This window comes from Pseudomonas sp. LB3P93, assembly GCF_054898025.1.
Window position 1 is genome coordinate 1,004,928 of sequence record NZ_CM142713.1, and the last position, 19,947, is coordinate 1,024,874.

General features: G+C 60.5%; 19 protein-coding genes. 14 read left to right on the forward strand and 5 right to left on the reverse strand.

The annotated features are described in order from the left end of the window. Positions 1-168: 168 nt before the first annotated feature. From mreC to tldD, 8 genes are all read left to right on the forward strand, one after another. The gene (gene mreC / locus ACYZT8_RS04280; protein ID WP_461982371.1) at positions 169-1,296 is read left to right on the forward strand and encodes a rod shape-determining protein MreC; all 1,128 of its coding nucleotides are present in this window, start codon (positions 169-171) and stop codon (positions 1,294-1,296) included. Next, positions 1,296-1,787 carry a rod shape-determining protein MreD gene (mreD, locus tag ACYZT8_RS04285; protein WP_461979497.1) on the forward strand — a complete coding sequence of 164 codons (492 nt, stop codon included), beginning with the start codon at positions 1,296-1,298 and terminating at the stop codon, positions 1,785-1,787. Before mreC ends, mreD begins: the two co-directional genes overlap by 1 nt. A gap of 42 nt (positions 1,788-1,829) precedes the next feature. Continuing rightward, positions 1,830-2,426, forward strand: a complete 597-nt coding sequence (locus ACYZT8_RS04290) for a Maf family protein (protein WP_461979499.1) — start codon at positions 1,830-1,832, stop codon at positions 2,424-2,426. A 57-nt stretch (positions 2,427-2,483) separates the two neighbouring features. Beyond that, the gene (rng, locus tag ACYZT8_RS04295) at positions 2,484-3,941 is read left to right on the forward strand and encodes a ribonuclease G (protein WP_131061223.1); all 1,458 of its coding nucleotides are present in this window, start codon (positions 2,484-2,486) and stop codon (positions 3,939-3,941) included. Between the two features lie 75 nt (positions 3,942-4,016). After that, positions 4,017-7,820 (forward strand): YhdP family protein, encoded by a 3,804-nt coding sequence (locus ACYZT8_RS04300; RefSeq protein WP_461979501.1) that lies wholly within the window; start codon positions 4,017-4,019, stop codon positions 7,818-7,820. 179 nt (positions 7,821-7,999) lie between these two features. Beyond that, on the forward strand, positions 8,000-9,058 hold the full coding sequence (locus tag ACYZT8_RS04305; protein ID WP_461982331.1) for an IS110 family RNA-guided transposase: 1,059 nt from the start codon (positions 8,000-8,002) through the stop codon (positions 9,056-9,058). 417 nt (positions 9,059-9,475) lie between these two features. Continuing rightward, positions 9,476-10,336 carry a carbon-nitrogen hydrolase family protein gene (locus ACYZT8_RS04310; protein WP_461979503.1) on the forward strand — a complete coding sequence of 287 codons (861 nt, stop codon included), beginning with the start codon at positions 9,476-9,478 and terminating at the stop codon, positions 10,334-10,336. Positions 10,337-10,340: 4 nt separating this feature from the next. Further along, the gene (tldD, locus tag ACYZT8_RS04315) at positions 10,341-11,783 is read left to right on the forward strand and encodes a metalloprotease TldD (protein WP_461979505.1); all 1,443 of its coding nucleotides are present in this window, start codon (positions 10,341-10,343) and stop codon (positions 11,781-11,783) included. Between the two features lie 48 nt (positions 11,784-11,831). Here tldD and yjgA read toward each other — a convergent pair whose 3' ends face one another. Beyond that, a complete protein-coding gene (gene yjgA / locus ACYZT8_RS04320; protein ID WP_007901505.1) occupies positions 11,832-12,356 on the reverse strand; it encodes a ribosome biogenesis factor YjgA in 525 nt (174 codons plus the stop codon). Between the two features lie 108 nt (positions 12,357-12,464). Between yjgA and pmbA the strand changes: the two genes are divergently transcribed. From pmbA to ACYZT8_RS04350, 6 genes are all read left to right on the forward strand, one after another. Beyond that, the gene (gene pmbA / locus ACYZT8_RS04325) at positions 12,465-13,811 is read left to right on the forward strand and encodes a metalloprotease PmbA (protein WP_010463346.1); all 1,347 of its coding nucleotides are present in this window, start codon (positions 12,465-12,467) and stop codon (positions 13,809-13,811) included. A 246-nt stretch (positions 13,812-14,057) separates the two neighbouring features. After that, positions 14,058-14,465: a FagA protein gene (locus ACYZT8_RS04330; RefSeq protein ID WP_461979507.1), complete on the forward strand. Its 408-nt coding sequence runs from the start codon at positions 14,058-14,060 to the stop codon at positions 14,463-14,465. After that, a complete protein-coding gene (locus ACYZT8_RS04335) occupies positions 14,446-15,822 on the forward strand; it encodes a class II fumarate hydratase (RefSeq protein WP_461979509.1) in 1,377 nt (458 codons plus the stop codon). Before ACYZT8_RS04330 ends, ACYZT8_RS04335 begins: the two co-directional genes overlap by 20 nt. A gap of 27 nt (positions 15,823-15,849) precedes the next feature. After that, entirely contained in the window at positions 15,850-16,278 is a 429-nt protein-coding gene (locus tag ACYZT8_RS04340; protein ID WP_131061215.1) for a hypothetical protein, read from the forward strand. 1 nt (position 16,279) lies between these two features. After that, complete coding sequence (locus ACYZT8_RS04345; RefSeq protein WP_461979511.1) at positions 16,280-16,891, forward strand: superoxide dismutase; 612 nt, start codon at positions 16,280-16,282, stop codon at positions 16,889-16,891. A gap of 30 nt (positions 16,892-16,921) precedes the next feature. Further along, complete coding sequence (locus ACYZT8_RS04350; protein WP_461979513.1) at positions 16,922-17,815, forward strand: ZIP family metal transporter; 894 nt, start codon at positions 16,922-16,924, stop codon at positions 17,813-17,815. Between the two features lie 170 nt (positions 17,816-17,985). Here the strand turns inward: ACYZT8_RS04350 and ACYZT8_RS04355 are convergent, their stop codons facing one another. From ACYZT8_RS04355 to hpf, 4 genes are read right to left on the reverse strand one after another with little or no spacing between them, the layout of a single operon-like run. Next, positions 17,986-18,261, reverse strand: a complete 276-nt coding sequence (locus tag ACYZT8_RS04355; RefSeq protein WP_461979515.1) for an HPr family phosphocarrier protein — start codon at positions 18,259-18,261, stop codon at positions 17,986-17,988. A 15-nt stretch (positions 18,262-18,276) separates the two neighbouring features. Next, complete coding sequence (rapZ, locus tag ACYZT8_RS04360) at positions 18,277-19,134, reverse strand: RNase adapter RapZ (RefSeq protein ID WP_461979517.1); 858 nt, start codon at positions 19,132-19,134, stop codon at positions 18,277-18,279. Positions 19,135-19,136: 2 nt separating this feature from the next. Further along, positions 19,137-19,601 carry a PTS IIA-like nitrogen regulatory protein PtsN gene (gene ptsN, locus ACYZT8_RS04365; protein ID WP_131061210.1) on the reverse strand — a complete coding sequence of 155 codons (465 nt, stop codon included), beginning with the start codon at positions 19,599-19,601 and terminating at the stop codon, positions 19,137-19,139. A gap of 12 nt (positions 19,602-19,613) precedes the next feature. Next, the gene (gene hpf, locus ACYZT8_RS04370) at positions 19,614-19,922 is read right to left on the reverse strand and encodes a ribosome hibernation-promoting factor, HPF/YfiA family (RefSeq protein ID WP_007941242.1); all 309 of its coding nucleotides are present in this window, start codon (positions 19,920-19,922) and stop codon (positions 19,614-19,616) included. Between the last annotated feature and the right edge of the window lie 25 nt (positions 19,923-19,947).

A 19,947-nucleotide genomic window follows, 5' to 3' on the forward strand; every position in this document is an offset into this window, starting at 1 on the left:
CTGTTGAGCGCGCAGGCGGCACTTTGCAGTGCTGCCTGTTTGCGTTTACCTTCTGTCAGTCTGTATCCAGGCCGGTCTGCCGTATGAATAAAGAAAACATTTGCCTGGGAGGAGCGGCTTATTAAACCGCTTTTCACCAAAGGGCCTTCACTGGGCGTGCGCTTGTTGGTGCTGGTCGTGCTATCGGTCGCGCTGATGGTGGTCGATGCCCGCTTCACACTGCTCAAGCCAGTGCGTAGCCAAATGTCGCTGGTACTGATGCAGTCTTACTGGATCACCGACCTGCCGCAGCGGCTATGGCAGGGTGTGGCCAGCCAATTCGGCAGCCGTACCGAGCTTGTCGCCGAAAACGAAAAACTCAAGACCGAAAACCTGCTGTTGCAGGGTCGCATGCAAAAGCTTGCCGCCCTCACCGAGCAGAACGTTCGGCTGCGCGAGTTGCTCAATTCCTCTGCGCTGGTCAACGAGAAGGTCGAAGTGGCCGAGTTGATCGGCATGGACCCCAACCCGTTCACCCATCGCATCATCATCAACAAAGGTGAGCGCGACGGTGTGGTCCTCGGTCAGCCGGTGCTCGATGCCCGCGGCCTGATGGGCCAGGTGGTCGAGTTGATGCCTTACACCTCCCGTGTATTGCTGCTGACCGACACCACTCACAGCATTCCGGTGCAGGTAAACCGCAACGGGTTGCGGGCGATTGCCAGCGGCACCGGCAACCCGGAACGCCTGGAATTGCGTCACGTTGCCGACACGGCTGATATTAAAGAAGGCGATCTGCTGGTCAGTTCCGGCCTCGGTCAGCGTTTTCCAGCCGGGTATCCGGTGGCGACAGTCAAGGAAGTGATCCACGATTCCGGTCAGCCGTTTGCCATTGTGCGTGCCGTGCCGACCGCCGCGTTGAACCGCAGCCGTTACCTGCTGCTGGTGTTCACCGACGGCCGCACCGCTGAAGAGCGCGCCAACGACGCTGCCCAGGCGCAAGAAGCGCTGGACCAGCACGGTGGTGGCCCGATCATTCCGGCGACCGTTCCAAAACCAGTGCCAGCCACCGTGGTGGTGCCCGCCGCAGCCGCAGCCGCAGCCGCTGCACCTGCACCTGCACCTGCACCTGCACCTGCACCTGCTGCACCTCCGGCGGCACCGGCTCCGGCGACAACCCCGGCCAAACCTGCAGCCGCCAAGCCGCCAGCATCGCAACCTGCCGCAACCAAACCGCCAGCCACTCAACCGGCTGCGGTGAAACCTGCCGCCAAACCGCCTGTCTCCGCACCGGCTTCCACTGGGGGACGAGAATAATGGTTGGTGCTACCGCATCCCGAAATGGCTGGATGATCTGGCTGACGTTTGCCATTGGCCTGCTGCTCAGCGTTTCGCCACTGCCGCAATTCATGGAAATCCTCCGTCCGCTCTGGCTGGCCCTGCTGTTGGCTTTTTGGGCGTTGTACTTGCCGCAGAAGGTCGGGATGGTCACCGCATGGTGTCTGGGCCTGGCCGAAGACGTTCTTTACGGCACGTTGCTGGGCCAGAACGCTTTGATCCTGACCCTGATCACCTTCCTGGTGCTGTCGTTGCAACAGCGCTTGCGCATGTTCCCGATGTGGCAACAGAGCCTGGTGATCCTGGTGATCTTCGGCCTCGCTCAACTGGTCCAGTTGTGGCTGAGCGCCCTGACCGGCAACCGCCAGCCAACCCTGGCGCTGGTCTTGCCGGCACTGGTCAGTGCATTGCTCTGGCCATGGGTCAGCTACGGTTTGCGCGGTTTGCGTCGACGTTACAAAATCAATTGATTCGGTCAGGCATTGGCCCGCACCAGACAGGGAGATGTCTTGATGACACAGCTGTACCTCGCCTCAGGCTCGCCGCGTCGGCGTGAACTGCTCACGCAGATCGGCGTGCCGTTCTCCGCCATCAGCGCGGACATCGATGAAACCCCCTTGAAAGATGAATCCCCGTCGGCCTATGTCGAGCGCCTGGCGCGCGGCAAAGCCGAGGCCGGGCGCGGCACGGTCGTGTCCGCCGCCGATTTTTGCGTGCTGGGCGCCGACACCGCAGTAGTGCTCAACGGGAAAATTCTCGGCAAACCGGTGGACGAAGCTGACGCGTGCGCCATGCTTATGATGTTGGCGGGGCAAGAGCACGAAGTGCTGACCGCCATTGCAGTGCTTGACGGCGAGCGTTGTGAGTCCCGGGTGGTGCGCAGTCTGGTGCGCTTTCGCAACATCGCTCGCGATGAAGCGGCGGCTTACTGGGCCAGTGGCGAACCCCGTGACAAGGCGGGTGGCTATGGCATTCAAGGACTGGGCGCGGTGTTTGTCGCCGGGCTCGATGGCAGCTACTCGGCGGTGGTCGGACTGCCGCTGTGCGAAACCGCTGAGCTGCTCGGCCATTTCGGCATACCCTGTTGGCAAACCCTTAACGCGCGCTGAGCGTCGTACTGACAAGATGCGGCCATTATCGTGAACATGCCTGAACGAGACCCTGCCATGAGTGAAGAGATCCTGATCAACATCACGCCGATGGAATCGCGCGTGGCGGTGGTCGAAAACGGTGTCCTGCAAGAGGTCCACGTCGAGCGCACGCAAAAACGCGGGATCGTTGGCAACATCTACAAAGGCAAGGTGGTGCGGGTATTACCGGGCATGCAGGCGGCCTTCGTCGATATCGGTCTGGACCGCGCCGCGTTCATTCACGCTTCGGAAATTTCCCTGCGTGAAGGCCCTACGGTGGAGAGCATCAGCGCGCTGGTTCACGAAGGCCAGAGCCTGGTCGTCCAGGTCACCAAGGACCCGATCGGCTCCAAGGGCGCACGCCTGACGACTCAACTGTCGATTCCGTCGCGCTATCTGGTGTACATGCCGCGCACGGCCCACGTTGGTATTTCTCTGAAGATTGAAGACGAAGCCGAGCGCGAACGTCTCAAGCAAGTCGTCACCGATTGCGTGGCCAAAGAAGGCATCAAAGAGGCGGGCGGTTTCATTCTGCGTACCGCTGCCGAAGGGGCCGGTGCCGATGAGATCCTCATGGACATCCGCTACCTGCGCCGTCTCTGGGATCAGATCAACGAACAGATCAAAACCATCGGCGCACCGAGTGTGATCTACGAAGACCTCGGTCTTGCGCTGCGTACCTTGCGCGACCTGGTGAGCCCGAAGATCGAGAAAATCCGCATCGACTCCCGGGAAACCTTCCAGAAAACCACGCAGTTCGTCGCCGAACTGATGCCGGAAATCGCCGATCGTCTTGAGCATTACCCGGGCGAGCGTCCTATTTTCGATCTGTACGGCGTCGAAGACGAAATCCAGAAAGCCCTCGAGCGCAAAGTGCCGCTCAAGTCCGGCGGTTATCTGGTGGTCGATCCGGCCGAAGCCATGAGCACCATCGACGTCAACACCGGGGCGTTTGTCGGCCATCGCAACCTCGAAGAAACCATCTTCAAGACCAACCTCGAAGCCGCGACCGCCATCGCCCGCCAGCTGCGCCTGCGCAATCTGGGCGGGATCATCATCATCGACTTCATCGACATGGAAGACGAAGAGCATCAGCGCCAGGTCCTGCGCACGCTGGAAAAACAACTGGAGCGCGACCACGCCAAGACCAACATCATCGGCATCACCGAGTTGGGCCTGGTGCAGATGACGCGCAAGCGCACCCGCGAAAGCCTCGAACAAGTGCTGTGCGAGCCGTGCAGCAGCTGTCAGGGCCGCGGCAAGCTGAAGACGCCGGAAACGGTCTGCTACGAAATTTTCCGCGAAATCCTCCGCGAGGCGCGTGCCTATCAAGCGGAAGGCTATCGTGTATTGGCGAACCAGAAAGTCGTCGACCGGTTGCTCGATGAAGAGTCGGGAAATGTCGCCGAGCTGGAAGGATTTATCGGACGCACCATTCGGTTCCAGGTGGAAACCATGTATTCCCAGGAACAATACGACGTGGTGCTGCTCTGAATCGCTGTGTTTCAAACTTACTAGAACGGCTGGCCTCAGCTTTTTGCAGTATTTTCGCTATGGGAGCCAACTGACATGGAACGTCTGACACGCATTTTGGCCGCACTGACCCGCTGGGGTCTTGGCCTGTGCGCGTTGGTCCTGGTGTTGATGGCGTTGTACGTCAGCCTCGGCCGGGAGCTGACGCCCCTGGTGGCCGAATACCGTGCCGACGTCGAAACCAAAGCCAGCGCCGCCTTGGGCATGCCGCTGCAAATCGGTAAGCTGGAAGGAAACTGGAGCGGCTTCGCGCCGATTTTGCTGGCCCACGATGTGACAGTCGGCGAGGGCGCCAACGCCCTGCATCTGGATCAGGTGCGAGCGGTGCCGGACCTTTGGGAAAGCCTGCTCGCTCGCGACGTTCGCATCGCTCACCTGGAACTCAACGGCCTGAAGATCAGCCTCAAGGAAGGCGCGGACGGACATTGGGCGCTGGAAGGGTTGCCGGTGCAACAGGACCAGCCGCTTGATCCGGAGCAGTTGCTCAATCGCATGCAAATGGTCCAGCAACTGTCGGTGATCGACAGCCAGGTGACCTTGCAGCCACAGGACCATCCGCCGCTGACCTTGACCTATGTCGGCCTGAACCTGAAAACCGGCGTCTCCCGTCAGCGCCTCGATGCCCGTTTGACCCTGCCTGACGGCCAGCCGGTGGCCATGACGGTGCGTACCCGTCTACGCGCCAGCCAGTGGAAGGATGGCGAGGCCGAGGCCTACCTGAGCCTGCCGCAAAGCGACTGGTCGAAATGGCTGCCCGAGCGCGTGACCCGTCAATGGAACTTCTCCGAGCTCAAGGCCGGTGGTGAACTTTGGGTGAACTGGGCCAAGGGTGTGCTGCAAAGCGGCGCCATTCGTTTGAACGCGCCGCAACTCAAGGGCGCCTACGCCGAGCGCAAGCCGATCCAGATCAATAATCTGGCGCTCAACGGCTATTTCCAGCGTAGCTCCGAAGGCATGCTGGTGACCCTGGACTCCCTGGCCATGAACTTCGGCGAGACCCGCTGGGAATCACACCTGCAACTTCGACAGACCGCTGCCACCGACAAGGCTGAAGAACTCTGGCACTTGCAAGCCGATCGCCTCGATCTCACCCCGCTTACTCCGCTGATAAACGCCTTGGGGCCGTTGCCCGAAGGTGTCGCCACGGCGGTCGAGCAACTCAAGGTAACTGGTGGACTGCGCAACGTGCTGATCGATCTGCGGCCCAATGCCACCGATGACAGCAAGTTCAGCTTCGCCGCCAACCTCGATCAGGTCGGCTTCGATGCCTATCACGGCGCTCCGGCAGCACGGAATGTCAGCGGCAGCATCAGCGGCGACCTCGGTCAGGGCGAACTGCGGATGGACAGCAAGGACTTTGTCCTGCACCTGGACCCGATTTTCGCCAAGCCATGGCAATACATCCAGGCCAATGCCCGGTTGACCTGGAAGCTCGACAAAGAACGCTTCACCCTGATCGCGCCGTACCTGAAGGTGCTGGGCGAGGAGGGCAAGATTGCCGGTGACTTCCTGATCCGCCTGCATTTCGATCACACCCAGGAAGACTACATGGACCTGCGGGTCGGCCTGGTGGACGGCGACGGTCGCTACACCGCCAAGTACCTGCCGACCATGCTCAGCCCGGCGCTGGACGAATGGCTGCGCACGGCGATTCTCAAAGGCGCGGTAGACCAGGGCTTCTTCCAGTATCAAGGTTCGCTGAACCACGGCGCCGCCGACGCTGCCCGCAGCATCAGCCTGTTCTTCAAGGTTCACGATGCCGAACTGGCGTTCCAGCCGGGTTGGCCGCATGTCAGCAAAGTCACCGGTGACGTGTTTGTTGAAGACAGCGGCGTGCGGGTCCTGGCCAGTAAGGGCCAGTTGCTCGACACTCAGGTTCGCGACATTTACGTCAATATTCCCCATGCGCCGGAAGGGCAAAGCGTTCACCTGTTCCTCGACGGCGGGTTTTCCGGCGGGTTGGGTGATGGCTTGAAGATTCTCCAGGAAGCGCCGATCGGCACCGCTGAAACCTTTGCCGGATGGGAGGGCGAGGGCGATCTGCAAGGCAAGCTGAAGCTGGATATCCCGCTGGTCAAAGGCGAGCAGCCGAAGATTCTCGTCGACTTCAAAACCGCCAAGGCGCGTTTGAAGCTGGCCGAGCCCTCGTTGGAGCTGACGCAACTCAAGGGCGATTTCCGTTTCGACAGCGCCAAGGGTTTGAGCGGACAGAACATCACCGCACGCGCCTTCGATAAACCGGTCACCGCGCAGATTTTTGCCGACGGCAGTGCGGGTAATCTCAAGACCCGCGTCACTGCATCCGGTCAGGTCGAGGTCAAGAAACTCACTGACTGGTTGAGCGTCACCCAGCCGTTGCCGGTGTCCGGCGTGATCCCGTATCAGCTGCAACTGAGCCTTGATGGCCCCGACAGCCAGTTGATGGTCAATTCCAGCCTCAAAGGCGTGGCGATCGATTTGCCGGCGCCGTTTGGCATGGCCGCCGATGTCGGCCGCGACACCACGTTCCGCATGACCTTGCAGGGACTGGAACGGCGCTACTGGGTCACCTACGGTGAGCTGGCAGACTTCACGTTTGCGGCGCCGCCCGGCAATTTTGCCGACGGTCGTGGCGAGTTGTTCCTGGGTGGCGGCAATGCCGTGCTGCCCGGCGCCAAAGGGCTGCGAGTGCGCGGCGTGCTGTCCGAACTGGACGTCGGTCCGTGGAAGGATCTGGTGGACAAGTACGCCGGCCAGGATCCGGGCGGCAGTGCCAAGCAGTTGCTCAGCAGCGCGGACTTCAAAGTCGGCAAACTCAGCGGTGTCGGCCCGACGCTCGACCAGGCGTCGGTGCAGTTGAATCGCAAAGCCGCGGCGTGGGCGTTGCAACTCGACAGTCAGCAGGTCAAAGGCAGCGCGAGCATCCCCGATGCGAAAGGCGCGCCGATTGCGATCAATCTGCAAACCGTGCGGTTGCCGGCGCCGGATCCTACGGTCCTGGCCGACGAAAACTCGCCGGATCCGCTGGCCTCGGTGGACCCGACCAAGATTCCGGCGCTGGACATCACCATCAATCAGCTGTTCCAGGGGCAGGACCTCGTAGGCGCCTGGTATCTGAAAGTCCGTCCGACCGCCAGGGGTATTGCGCTTAACACATTGGATCTGGGCCTCAAGGGCATTCTGTTGCAGGGTACTGGTGGCTGGGAAGGCATCCCCGGCAGCTCCAGCAGTTGGTACAAAGGGCGGATCAGCGGCAAGAATCTCGCTGACGTGCTGAAAGGTTGGGGCTTTGCGCCGAGCGTCACCAGTGAAGAGTTTCATATGGACGTCGACGGTCGCTGGCCGGGTTCACCCGCGTGGCTGGCCACCAAACGTTTCTCCGGTACGCTCGATGCTTCGCTGAATAAAGGCCAGTTCGTTGAAGTCGAGGGCAGCGCCCAGGCCCTGCGAGTATTCGGCTTGCTCAACTTCAATTCCATCGGTCGCCGTCTGCGCCTGGACTTCTCCGACCTGTTCGGCAAAGGCTTGAGTTATGACCGGGTCAAAGGTCTGCTGGTCGCGACCAACGGGGTTTATGTGACGAAGGAGCCGATTCTGCTGACCGGCCCGTCGAGCAACATTGAACTGAACGGTACCTTGAATCTGGTGGGCGATCAGATTGACGCGAAACTGCTGGTGACGTTGCCTGTGACCAACAACCTGCCGATTGCCGCGTTGATTGTCGGCGCACCGGCCATCGGCGGTGCGCTGTTCTTGATCGACAAGCTGATCGGCGACCGCGTGGCACGTTTCGCCAGCGTCAAATACACGGTCAAGGGTCCATGGAAAGAGCCGAAAATCACCTTCGACAAGCCTTTTTGACCACGCCACGCCTCAGGCCGATGGAGTAGCATGGCCGTAAGCAGGCCCCTTGTAATTGGATGGACTCGCCCAAGCCGAGGCGTCAATGCGCCACGATGGCAGTCTAAACAGCCAACGACAGCGAGGGCGAGTCCATGAAAAAGCATACTTCGATTGATCAATCCCTGTCTTCTTCCGATTTGTCGGCCTGCACAACCGTGGCGGTCGATCTGGCCAAGCAGGTCTTTCAGGTCGCCGGTGAAGACGTCCTCGGCCAAGTGCACTACGAGCAACGGATCAAGTCGCGCGAGGCGTTTTATGAGTTTCTACGCCAGTTGCCGCCTCATGTCGTGGTTCTGATGGAGACCGGTCCGGGTGCTCAAGCCTGGGCCCGGCAGCTGCAAGACCAAGGCAATCTGGCGCGGATTCTTCCAGCCCGTTTGGTGGCCACACATCGTAGCGGGCCTAAAAATGATCGCAACGATGCGCTGGCGATTCTGCGCGCTGGTCGCGATGAAAAGATCTACGCAGTGCCGGTCAAAAGCGTTGCGGCGCTGGCAATGCAGGCGTTGCATCGCGCCCGCCAAGGCTATGTGCGTCGACGCACGGCGGTGAGCAATCAGATGCGCGGCCTGCTGCTCGAGCATGGCGTGGCCTTGGCGCAGGGCGATGTTGCGATCAGCCAGAAAATTCCGCGGGTACTGGAAGATGCCACCCAGCCGGTGCCGGGCCTGCTGCGTGAACTGATCGACGAACTGTTGGCCGAGTGGCACCATTTGGGCGAACGCATCAGCGTGCTGACGGGGCGCCTGGAAGTGGCCGCCAACGCCGACATGACGGCGAAGCGACTGATGACTGTGCGCGGCATCGGCCCAGTCACTGCCACGGCACTGGTGGCCAAGGAAACCAAGCCTGAGCGATTTCCCAATGCCCGCAAGTTTGCCGCGTACTTTGGCATGGTGCCTGACCAGCACAGCAGCGGGCAGACGGTCCGGCTGGGGGACATGACCAAGCGAGGCGATGTTTATTTACGCAGCCTGATGATCCAGGGAGCCCATGCGGTACTGCAACAACTACGACCTGATTCCCAGCAACCCGATGACCGCCGCTTGTTGCGCTGGATGAGCCGGCTGGGTCGTAAGGAGGCTGCGATCAGGCTAGCCAACCGCAACCTGCGAATCGTCTGGGTGCTTCTACAGAATGACCAGACTTATCGTCGCCAGGCGGGTGATGGCCAGCAAGCGACGATGAGCCACTGAGCGACAGAGTTCTGCCACCGAGGTACCAACTGTCCGACCCTTTGCTGAAAAACATTGACCCCAGGTAAGACCGGCGTGGATTGATGCCTTAGCTGCTACTGGCCTTCGAGGCCTGACTGTAATCGGCATACCACGAGCTCTTCCAATTTTGGCCAGAAGCCGAAGACGGCTTCCTCGAATAGGCCTAATACATAGATGCAACGGGGCGGCGGTTTTTCAAAAGCGGGTAGACAGTGGGGGCGAGTCCATACATAGCAGCTGGCGAAGCCTGCGTTCGGCTGCGAAGCAGTCGTAAAGTCAGCCAGCGCGGTCATTCAGACAAACCGTGCAATCCGGATTTACGACTGCTGCGCAGCCGGACGCAGCCTTCGGCAGCTGCTACACGGTCGGTGTAGACATCTCAAGTAAGGAGGGGCCATGCCTTTCGCGGTGATTCAAATGGTCAGCCAGAGCGATGTGCTGGCCAATCTGACCCAGGCCCGGCGTCTGCTCGAAGAGGCGGCGGCCGGTGGTGCGCAGCTTGCTGTGTTGCCCGAAAACTTCGCCGCCATGGGCCGTCGCGATATCGCTGACATCGGCCGCGCCGAGGCGTTGGGTGAAGGTCCGATCCTGCCGTGGTTGAAACAGGCCGCCCGCGACCTCAAGTTATGGATAGTGGCCGGCACATTGCCGTTGCCGCCGGTGCACCATCCGACCTCCAAAGCGCATGCCTGCTCGTTGTTGGTCAATGATCAGGGCGAAACGGTGGCGCGCTACGACAAGCTGCACCTTTTCGACGTGGACGTGGCGGACAATCGTGGACGTTATCGCGAGTCCGATGACTATGCTTATGGCAGTGGGGTCGTGGTGGCGGACACGCCCGTCGGCCGGGTCGGCCTGACGGTGTGTTACGACCTGCGCTTCCCGGAGTTGTACAGCGAATTGCGTGCCGCGGGCGCGCAATTGATTACCGCACCGTCGGCGTTTACCGCGGTGACCGGCGCCGCGCATTGGGATGTGCTGATTCGCGCGCGGGCCATCGAGACTCAGTGTTACGTGCTCGCGGCCGCCCAGGGTGGGACGCATCCGGGGCCGCGGGAAACCTGGGGGCATGCCGCGATTGTCGACCCTTGGGGCCGGGTGCTGGCACAACAGGATCAAGGCGAGGCCGTGCTGCTGGCCGAACGCGATAGCAGCGAACAGGCGTCCATCAGGGCGCGGATGCCGGTGTCCAGTCACCGGCGCTTTTTCTCGCAGGGCGCACAGCGACCTGCCCGGAACGACGAATTTAAGGCGTAAACATATGAGCGAGTTGTTGTCCTCCGTCAGTGAACACCTCCTGGCGCCCGGTGGCGTAACGATCGAGAGCCTGCAAGGTGTGCTCGGCGATCTGGCCGGCCCGGGCATCGATGCCGCGGACCTGTATTTCCAGGGGCAGATTTCCGAGTCCTGGGCGCTGGAAGACGGGATCGTCAAGGAAGGCAGCTTCAACCTCGACCAAGGTGTGGGCGTGCGTGCGCAGTCGGGTGAAAAAACCGGTTTCGCCTACAGCAATGCCATTACCCTCGAAGCTCTTGGCGCGGCGGCTCGCGCGGCCCGTTCGATCTCCCGTGCCGGGCAGAACGGCACGGTGCAGGCCTTCACCACTGCGGATGTCGCCCAGTTGTACGGGCCGGACAACCCGCTGGAAGTGCTGAGCCGCGCCGAAAAAGTCGAGCTGCTCAAGCGCATCGACGTCGCGACTCGCGCCCTCGACCCACGCATCCAGCAAGTCACCGTCAGCATGGCCGGGGTCTGGGAACGCATTCTTGTCGCTTCGACCGACGGCAGCCTGGCCGCCGATGTGCGGCCGCTGGTGCGCTTCAACGTCAGCGTGATTGTTGAGCAAAACGGCCGTCGCGAGCGCGGTGGTCATGGCGGTGGCGGGCGTACCGATTACCGTTATTTCCTCAGCGATGACCGCGCCATGGGCTACGCCCGTGAAGCGCTGCGTCAGGCGCTGGTCAACCTTGAAGCCATTCCCGCGCCGGCCGGTACGTTGCCGGTGGTGTTGGGTTCGGGCTGGTCCGGCGTGCTGTTGCACGAAGCGGTCGGCCATGGTCTGGAAGGCGACTTCAACCGCAAGGGCAGTTCGGCCTACAGCGGGCGCATGGGCGAGATGGTTGCGTCCAAGCTGTGCACCATCGTCGATGACGGCACGCTGGCTGGTCGTCGCGGTTCCCTGAGCGTCGACGACGAAGGCACCCCGACCGAGTGCACCACGCTGATCGAAAACGGCGTACTCAAGGGTTACATGCAGGACAAGCTCAACGCGCGCCTGATGGGCGTGGCCCGCACCGGTAACGGTCGTCGCGAATCCTACGCGCACCTGCCGATGCCACGGATGACCAACACCTACATGCTGGCGGGCGAAAGCGACCCAGCGGAAATTATCGCCTCGGTGAAACGCGGCATCTACTGCGCCAACCTCGGTGGCGGGCAGGTGGACATCACCAGCGGCAAATTCGTGTTCTCCACCAGTGAGGCGTACCTGATCGAGGACGGCAAAATCACCGCCCCGGTCAAAGGCGCGACGTTGATCGGCAACGGCCCGGAAGCCATGAGCAAGGTGTCGATGGTCGGTAACGATCTGGCGCTGGACAGCGGCGTGGGGACGTGTGGCAAGGATGGGCAGTCGGTGCCCGTGGGTGTCGGCCAGCCAACGCTGAAAATCGATGCGATCACTGTGGGTGGCACAGGATCATAAAGGATGGAGCTTCGGGTGAATCGCTTGGCGATTCACCCGATTCGGGACTTAACGCAGACCGCGTTGAGTCTCGTCCAGCTCACGGATGTACTTGAAGATTTTACGGCTCGATGCCGGTGGCTTGTTGGTCGCCAGTTCGTGCTGGGCCTGACGGATCAGGGAGCGCAACTGCTGACGATCAGCCTCCGGGTAGTCGAGCACGAACTTTTCCAGGACTGCATCGTCGCCCGCGATCAAGCGATCGCGCCAGCGTTCCAGGCCATGGAAACGTTCGTTGTACTGCCGGGTGGAGGCATCGAGTTGATCGAGCAGAGTCAGAATGGCGTCAGTGTCCTGATCGCGCATCAGTTTGCCGATGAACATGAGGTGCCGTTTACGCGCGATGTTCGCGGTGTGCTTGGGCGCATCGGCCAGTGCCCGGCGCATAGCGTCGGTCAACGGCAGTTTTGCCAGCAAGTCAGGCTTGAGCGTTGTAAGGCGCTCGCCGAGGTCAACCAGAGCATGAAGCTCGCGTTTAACCTGGGATTTGCTTTTTTCTCCCGTATCGAGGGAGTCGTCGTAAGAATCAACCATGGTGGCCGTCCGCAAAGAAACGCCGCCATGATAACCAGTCGGGGGCCGCTTGTCCGGCCCGGTCGCTCGAAGGCCCCAGCCGAAAGCAGAATTTGAGTGGAGAACAGCATGAGTGCAGTTGAAAGCGTCGGCCCACAAGCGTTGCCGGCACTGCAAGAACAAGTCGAGCAGATCATCGCTGAAGCCAAGCGTCAGGGTGCCAGTGCCTGTGAGGTCGCCGTGTCCCTGGAGCAGGGCCTGTCCACTTCGGTGCGCCAGCGTGAAGTCGAAACCGTCGAATTCAACCGCGACCAGGGCTTTGGCATCACCTTGTACGTCGGTCAGCGCAAAGGCTCGGCCAGCACCTCGGCCAGTGGTCCTGAGGCAATTCGTGAAACCGTCGCGGCTGCGTTGGCCATCGCCAAGCACACCTCCGAAGACGAAGCTTCCGGCTTGGCAGATGCCGCGCTGATGGCCAGGGATCTGCAGGATTTCGATCTGTTCCACGAATGGGACATCACCCCGGAGCAAGCCATCGAGCAGGCCCTGACCTGTGAAGCAGCGGCGTTTGCTGCCGACAGCCGGATCAAGAACGCCGACGGTACCACCCTCAGCACCCATCAAGGCTGCCGTGTCTACGGCAACAGCCACGGTTTTATCGGTGGATATGCGTCGACCCGTCACAGCCTGAGCTGCGTGATGATCGCCGAGGCCGACGGCCAGATGCAGCGCGATTACTGGTACGACGTCAACCGTCAGGGCAACTTGTTGGCCGACCCGGTGAGCATCGGCCAGCGTGCCGCACAACGTGCCGCGAGCCGACTGGGCGCGCGTCCGGTGCCGACCTGCGAAGTGCCGGTGTTGTTTTCCGCTGAGCTGGCCGGTGGCTTGTTCGGCAGTTTCCTCTCGGCAATTTCCGGCGGCAGCCTGTACCGCAAATCATCGTTCCTTGAAGGCACGCTGGGTCAGAAACTGTTCCCGGAATGGCTGACCATCGATGAGCGTCCGCACTTGATGCGCGCCATGGGCAGTTCGGCGTTCGATGGCGATGGCCTGGCGACTTACGCCAAGCCGTTCGTCGAAAAAGGCGAGTTGGTGTCCTACATCCTCGGCACGTATTCCGGTCGCAAGCTGGGCATGCCGAGCACCGCAAACGCGGGTGGCGTGCACAACCTGTTTGTCACCCATGGTGATGAAGATCAGGCCGCCTTGCTGCGCCGCATGGGTCGTGGCTTGCTGGTTACTGAGCTGATGGGCCAGGGCCTGAACATGGTCACCGGCGATTACTCCCGTGGCGCGGCGGGTTACTGGGTCGAGAACGGTGAAATCCAGTTCGCGGTCCAGGAAGTGACCATCGCCGGCAACATGCGCGACATGTTCAAGCAGATCGTTGCAGTGGGTAATGATCTGGAGCTGCGCAGCAATATTCGTACAGGTTCGGTGTTGATCGAGCGGATGACTGTCGCGGGTAGCTGACCCTTACCGCTACACCAAAAGGCGCGGCACCCAATGGGTGACGCGCCTTTTTTTATTGGGCTTACGCAAAATCCTGTGGGAGCGAGCTTGCTCGCGATGGCGGCCGAACATTCAATATGTGTGTCGTCTGACACGCCGCTATCGCGAGCAAGCTCGCTCCCACAGTGATTGGTCGCATGTCTCTGGGGTTGTTTTGGTTCTCATTATCATCTAATAATAAATCTCATTACCGAATGAGCCCGGATCATGAGTTCTGCCTTGCACGAGATGCCTTACCTCGAAAGCTGGCGCTGGATGAGTCGCCAGATCCGTTGCGCGATGGACCCCGATGAACCGCGCCTGATCGAACATTACCTGGCTGAAGGCCGGTATCTGGCGTGTTGCACGGCCACTTCTGCCTGGACCATCGCTGAAACGTCTTTCCGCTTGTTGCTCGACACCGCCGCCGATGTCGCGCTGCCCTGGCACTGGCGGACCTATTGCCTGGACCAGGCCTGGCGCCCTTTGCGCGATCTGGAACGCCTCTCTCTATGCAAGTGCCGCCTCAAGCGCTGGCAAAGCTACACCTGGCAACTGGCGATCTGCGAGTTGCAGCCCTCGATTCCCCTCATAGAACTGGTGCAAGGATTTTCTGATGACCAAGACACGCATTGAACGCGACAGCATGGGCGAGCTTCAGGTCCCGGTGGATGCGCTCTATGGCGCGCAGACCCAGCGCGCAGTGGATAACTTCCCGATCAGCGGCAAGCCGATGCCTGTGCAGTTCATCCGCTCGCTGATCCTGGCCAAAGCCGCCGCTGCCCGCGCCAACGTCGAGCTCAAGCAAATCAGTGAATCCCAGGGCAAAGCCATCGTCGATGCGTCGCTGGGTCTGCTTCAGGGCGACTTCATGCAGCATTTTCCGGTGGACATCTTCCAGACCGGCTCCGGCACCAGTTCCAACATGAACGCCAACGAAGTGATCGCCACCCTGGCAAGCCGTTTGCTCGGCGAGCCGGTGAACCCTAACGACCATGTGAATTGCGGCCAAAGCAGCAACGACATCATCCCGACCACCATCCATGTCAGCGCTGCACTCGCGTTGCATGAGCAACTGCTGCCGGCGCTGGTGCGTCTGGTGCAGGTGATCGAGCGCAAGGCTGAAGAGGTTCATCACCATGTCAAAACCGGTCGCACACACCTGATGGACGCCATGCCGGTGCGCATGAGCCAAGTGCTCAATGGCTGGGCGCAACAGCTCAAGGCCAACATCAGCCATTTGCAGGACTTGCTGCCGAGCCTGCAATCCCTGGCTCAGGGCGGCACGGCGGTGGGCACCGGGATCAATGCCCATCCGCAATTCGCTACGCGTTTCAGCCAACAGCTGAGCGAGCTGACCCACGTTCAATTCACACCGGGCAAGGATCTGTTTGCGCTGATCGGCTCCCAGGACACCGCGGTTGCGGTCTCCGGGCAGCTCAAAGCGACAGCGGTGTCCTTGATGAAAATCGCCAACGACCTGCGCTGGATGAACTCCGGCCCGTTGGCTGGCCTGGGCGAAATCGAACTCGAAGCCTTGCAGCCGGGTTCTTCGATAATGCCCGGCAAGGTCAACCCGGTGATCCCGGAAGCCACCGCCATGGTCGCCGCCCAGGTGATCGGCAATGACACGGTCATCACCATCGCCGGTCAGTCGGGCAATTTCGAATTGAACGTGATGCTGCCGATCATCGCCCAGAACCTGCTGAGCAGCATCGAATTGCTGGCCAACTCCAGTCACCTGCTGGGTGAGAAGGCCATCGCCAGCTTCAAGGTCAACGAGGCGCGGATTAAAGAGGCGCTGTCGCGCAATCCGATTCTGGTGACCGCGCTTAACCCGATCATCGGTTACCAAAAAGCCGCTGAAATCGCCAAGAAGGCCTATCAGCAGGGCCGACCGGTGATTGATGTCGCCCTCGAACACACCGACCTGACGCGCAGCCAACTGGAAGAGTTACTCAACCCAGAGAAGCTCACCGCAGGCGGCGTGTAATCACCGCTACCGCTTTGGAGGCTCACCATGGAGCACTGGAAACGCACGATCGAAAGGGCTAATCGCCATTTCATGCTGGGCGAACTTGTCGATGCCCGCGAGGCTTACTTGCAGGCCTTGGCCCTGGCCCAAGTGTTGTTCGAGCGCTGGGCGGATGCCGACGAAGCGGTGGCGGCCTGCGTGATTTCCCATCACAACCTGGCAGATCTGCATCTGCGTCTTAACCAGCCGGAGGAGAGCGCCGAATACTTGTGCGCAATCCATCAGCGGTTATTGCAAACCATGCAGGACCCGCGCCTGGCCCCGGCCCTGCGCGAAGCCGCGTTACGCCAGAGCAGCAAAACCTATGTCGAGCTGCTGAATTTCATCAGCGAGCATGGCGAATACCCGCGCACACACCGTTTGCTGCACACCGATACCGCATCGCCTGCGCCTCTACATCATGGAGTCCATTGAAATGGCTTTTACCTTGCCTGCCTTGCCTTACGCTTACGATGCCCTGGAACCGCATATCGATGCGCAGACCATGGAGATCCACTACACAAAGCACCACCAGACCTACATCAATAATCTCAACGCTGCGGTCGAAGGCACCGAATTTGCCGAGTGGTCGGTGGAAAAACTGGTCGCCAGCGTCCAGCAACTGCCGGAAAAACTCCGCGCGGCGGTGATCAATCAGGGCGGTGGTCACGCCAACCATTCGCTGTTCTGGGAAGTGATGGCGCCTCATGGTGGTGGCAAACCCGACGGTGCGCTGGCCACGGCGATTGATGAGCAACTGGGTGGTCTGGACAGTTTCAAGGACGCCTTCACCAAAGCCGCGCTGACCCGCTTTGGCAGTGGCTGGGCCTGGCTAAGTGTGACCCCACAAAAGACCCTGATCGTGGGAAGTAGCGGTAACCAGGACAGCCCGTTGATGAGCGGTAACACTCCGATCCTCGGCCTGGATGTCTGGGAACACGCTTATTACCTGCAATACCAGAACCGCCGTCCGGAATACATCAACGCGTTCTACAACGTCATCAATTGGCCCGAAGTCGCTGCGCGTTATCAGGCTGCGCTGGTTTAAGTCCTCTATAAAAACAATCCAAGGCTGACTATGGGCACTGAAACACTGGCGATCGGAAGCGGGCGAATGTTTCGTTACGCGTTGGGATCGTTGTTGCTGCTGGCGGGCATGACGTTGTTGGTCGCCCATGGATTGGCGTGGCTCGATCTCGAACCCAAACTGCTGCGCGCGCTACAGGGCGGGGCGATTTGTGCCTTGGGCACTGCGTTGGGCGCAGTGCCGGTGCTGGTGATTCGGCGGATGCCGCAGGCGGTCAGCGATACGCTGCTCGGTTTCGGTGCCGGGGTCATGCTCGCGGCGACGGCGTTTTCGCTGATCGTTCCGGGTATCTCCGCCGCTGAAAGTCTGGGGCTGACACCTTGGGCGGCCAGCGGCCTGATCAGCTTCGGCATCATGCTCGGCGCGTTCGGGCTGTTTCTGGTGGATCGAAAGGTGTCTGGCGCTTCGCCGGAAATGCTCGTGGGAACGCTGGAGCGGCCGGTCATCCCACCACGGATCTGGTTGTTTGTGTTTGCCATCATTGCCCACAACATTCCTGAAGGCATGGCGGTCGGTGTCTCGGCCGGTGGAGGAATGCCGGATGCTGACAGCCTGGCGATGGGCATTGCGTTGCAGGATGTGCCGGAAGGTCTGGTGATCGCGCTGGTGTTGGCAGGAGCGGGGATGTCGCGGGTCAAGGCGTTCCTGATCGGCGCGGCATCAGGGCTGGTCGAACCGGTCTTCGCGCTGTTGTGCGCCTGGCTGGTGAGCCTGGCCGAATTGCTGTTGCCGTTGGGATTGGCGCTGGCGGCGGGGGCGATGCTGCTGGTGGTCACCCATGAAGTCATTCCCGAGTCGCGACGCAATGGTCATGACAAGCTGGCGAGCCTTGGGCTGCTGATCGGGTTTTGTTTGATGATGGTGATGGATACTGCGTTGGCCTAGAGTCTGGCGCGGAATGTGTAGCAGCTGGCGAAGCCTGCGTTCGGCTGCGCAGCAGTCGTAAATCCGGAATACACGGTTTACTTGAAAGACCGCGGGGGCTGATTTTACGACTGCTTCGCAGCCGGACGCAGCCTTCGGCAGCTGCTACAGAAGGCTGCGGTGTTTGAGCGTTACTCGCCTTCGTCGAAGTAATTGTTGATTAACGCCACCAGCGCATGCAGCGCTTCCTGTTCCTGATGACCTTCAGTACTCAGGTAAATTTTGGTGCCCTTGCCGGCCGCAAGCATCATCATGGCCATGATGCTTTTGCCATCGACCGTGGATTCCGGTGTGCGTCCCACTCTGATCGTGCAATCCGGGAACTGACCCGCAACGCCAACGAATTTTGCCGAAGCGCGGGCATGCAGGCCCAGCTTGTTGATGATTTCGATTTCCAGAGCAGGCATCGCGATGTGAATCCTTTAGCTGAGGTCGCGGTGGCGAACCTGGACGTTCTTCAGGGATTGTTGCAGGACCTGGCCCAGACGTTCGGTCAGGTAGACGGAGCGGTGATGCCCGCCGGTGCAGCCAATGGCAATGGTGACATAAGCGCGGTTGCTGGCGGCAAAGCGCGGCAACCACTTGAGCAGGTACGTGGAAATGTCCTGGAACATCTCTTCGACGTCCGGTTGGGCCGCCAGGTACTCGGCCACCGGTTGATCCAGCCCGGACTGCTCGCGCAATTCCGGCTTCCAGTAAGGGTTGGGCAGGCAACGCACATCGAAGACCAGGTCCGCATCTACCGGCATGCCACGCTTGAACCCGAAAGACTCCACCAGGAACGCAGTGCCGGCTTCCGGCTGGTTCAACAGCCGCAGCTTGATGGTATCGCGCAGCTGATACAGGTTCAGGTTGGTGGTGTTGACCTTGAGGTCGGCCAGGTCGGCGATAGGGCCCAGCAACTGGGACTCGTCTTGAATCGCCTCGGCCAGCGAGCGATTGGCGTTGCTCAATGGGTGGCGACGACGGGTTTCCGAAAAGCGTTTGAGCAGCGTTTCTTCGTCGGCGTCCAGATACAGCACATCACACTTGATATGCCGACTGCGGACTTCTTCCAGCAGTTCCGGAAACCGCGACAGATGACTTGGCAGGTTGCGCGCATCGATGGATACGGCAACCAGCGGTTGTGCCAGCTCGGTATGAATCAGCGCGCGCTCGGCCAGTTCCGGCAGCAATCCGGCGGGCAGGTTGTCGATGCAGTAGTAGCCGTTGTCCTCGAGAACATCGAGTGCGGTACTTTTACCTGAGCCGGAACGGCCACTGACAATGATCAAGCGCATGATTACTGACCGTTTTGCTCGTCCAGGACAACCTGATACAAGGCTTCATTGCTCGGGGCGCTGCGCAGTTTTTCGCGCACTTCCTTGCGATCGAGCATGCTGGCGATCTGGCGCAGTAGCTCCAGGTGCGCATCGGTGGCGGCTTGCGGGACCAGCAGAACGAACAGCAGGTCAACCGGGGCGCCGTCGATGGCGTCGAAATCGATGGGGGCGTCCAGGTGCATCAAGGCACTGATGGGCGAGTTACAACCCTTGAGGCGGCAGTGGGGGATGGCGATGCCGTTTCCAAAACCGGTCGAGCCAAGTTTTTCACGGGCGATCAGAGCCTCGAAGACATCTTGCATCTCCAGATCCGGGACTTCTTTATGGATAAGGTTGGCAATTTGCTCGAGGGCTTTCTTTTTGCTGCCGCCCGGCACGTTCACGAGGGAACGGCCGGGGGTCAGGATGCTTTCAAGTCGGATCATGGGTTGGGAGTGTTAACGACCGGTCGCGCCCTGGAGGAGGCTCTGGGTCTTTTCCTTATGCTTTTTGAGTTGTTTATCGAGCTTGTCGGTGAGTGCGTCGATCGCCGCGTACATATCAGTATGTTCCGCGTTGGCGACCACTTCATTCCCGGGAATATGCAGCGTGGCTTCGATTTTCTGCTTGAGCTTTTCGACCGTCATCGTGACCTGCACGTTGGTGATCTTGTCGAAATGCCTCTCTAATCGTTCGAGTTTTTCGCCGATGTAGGTGCGAAGAGGTTCGGTCACTTCCAGTTGGTGTCCACTGATGTTGACTTGCATACAGCTTCTCCTTCGTTGCCAGTGC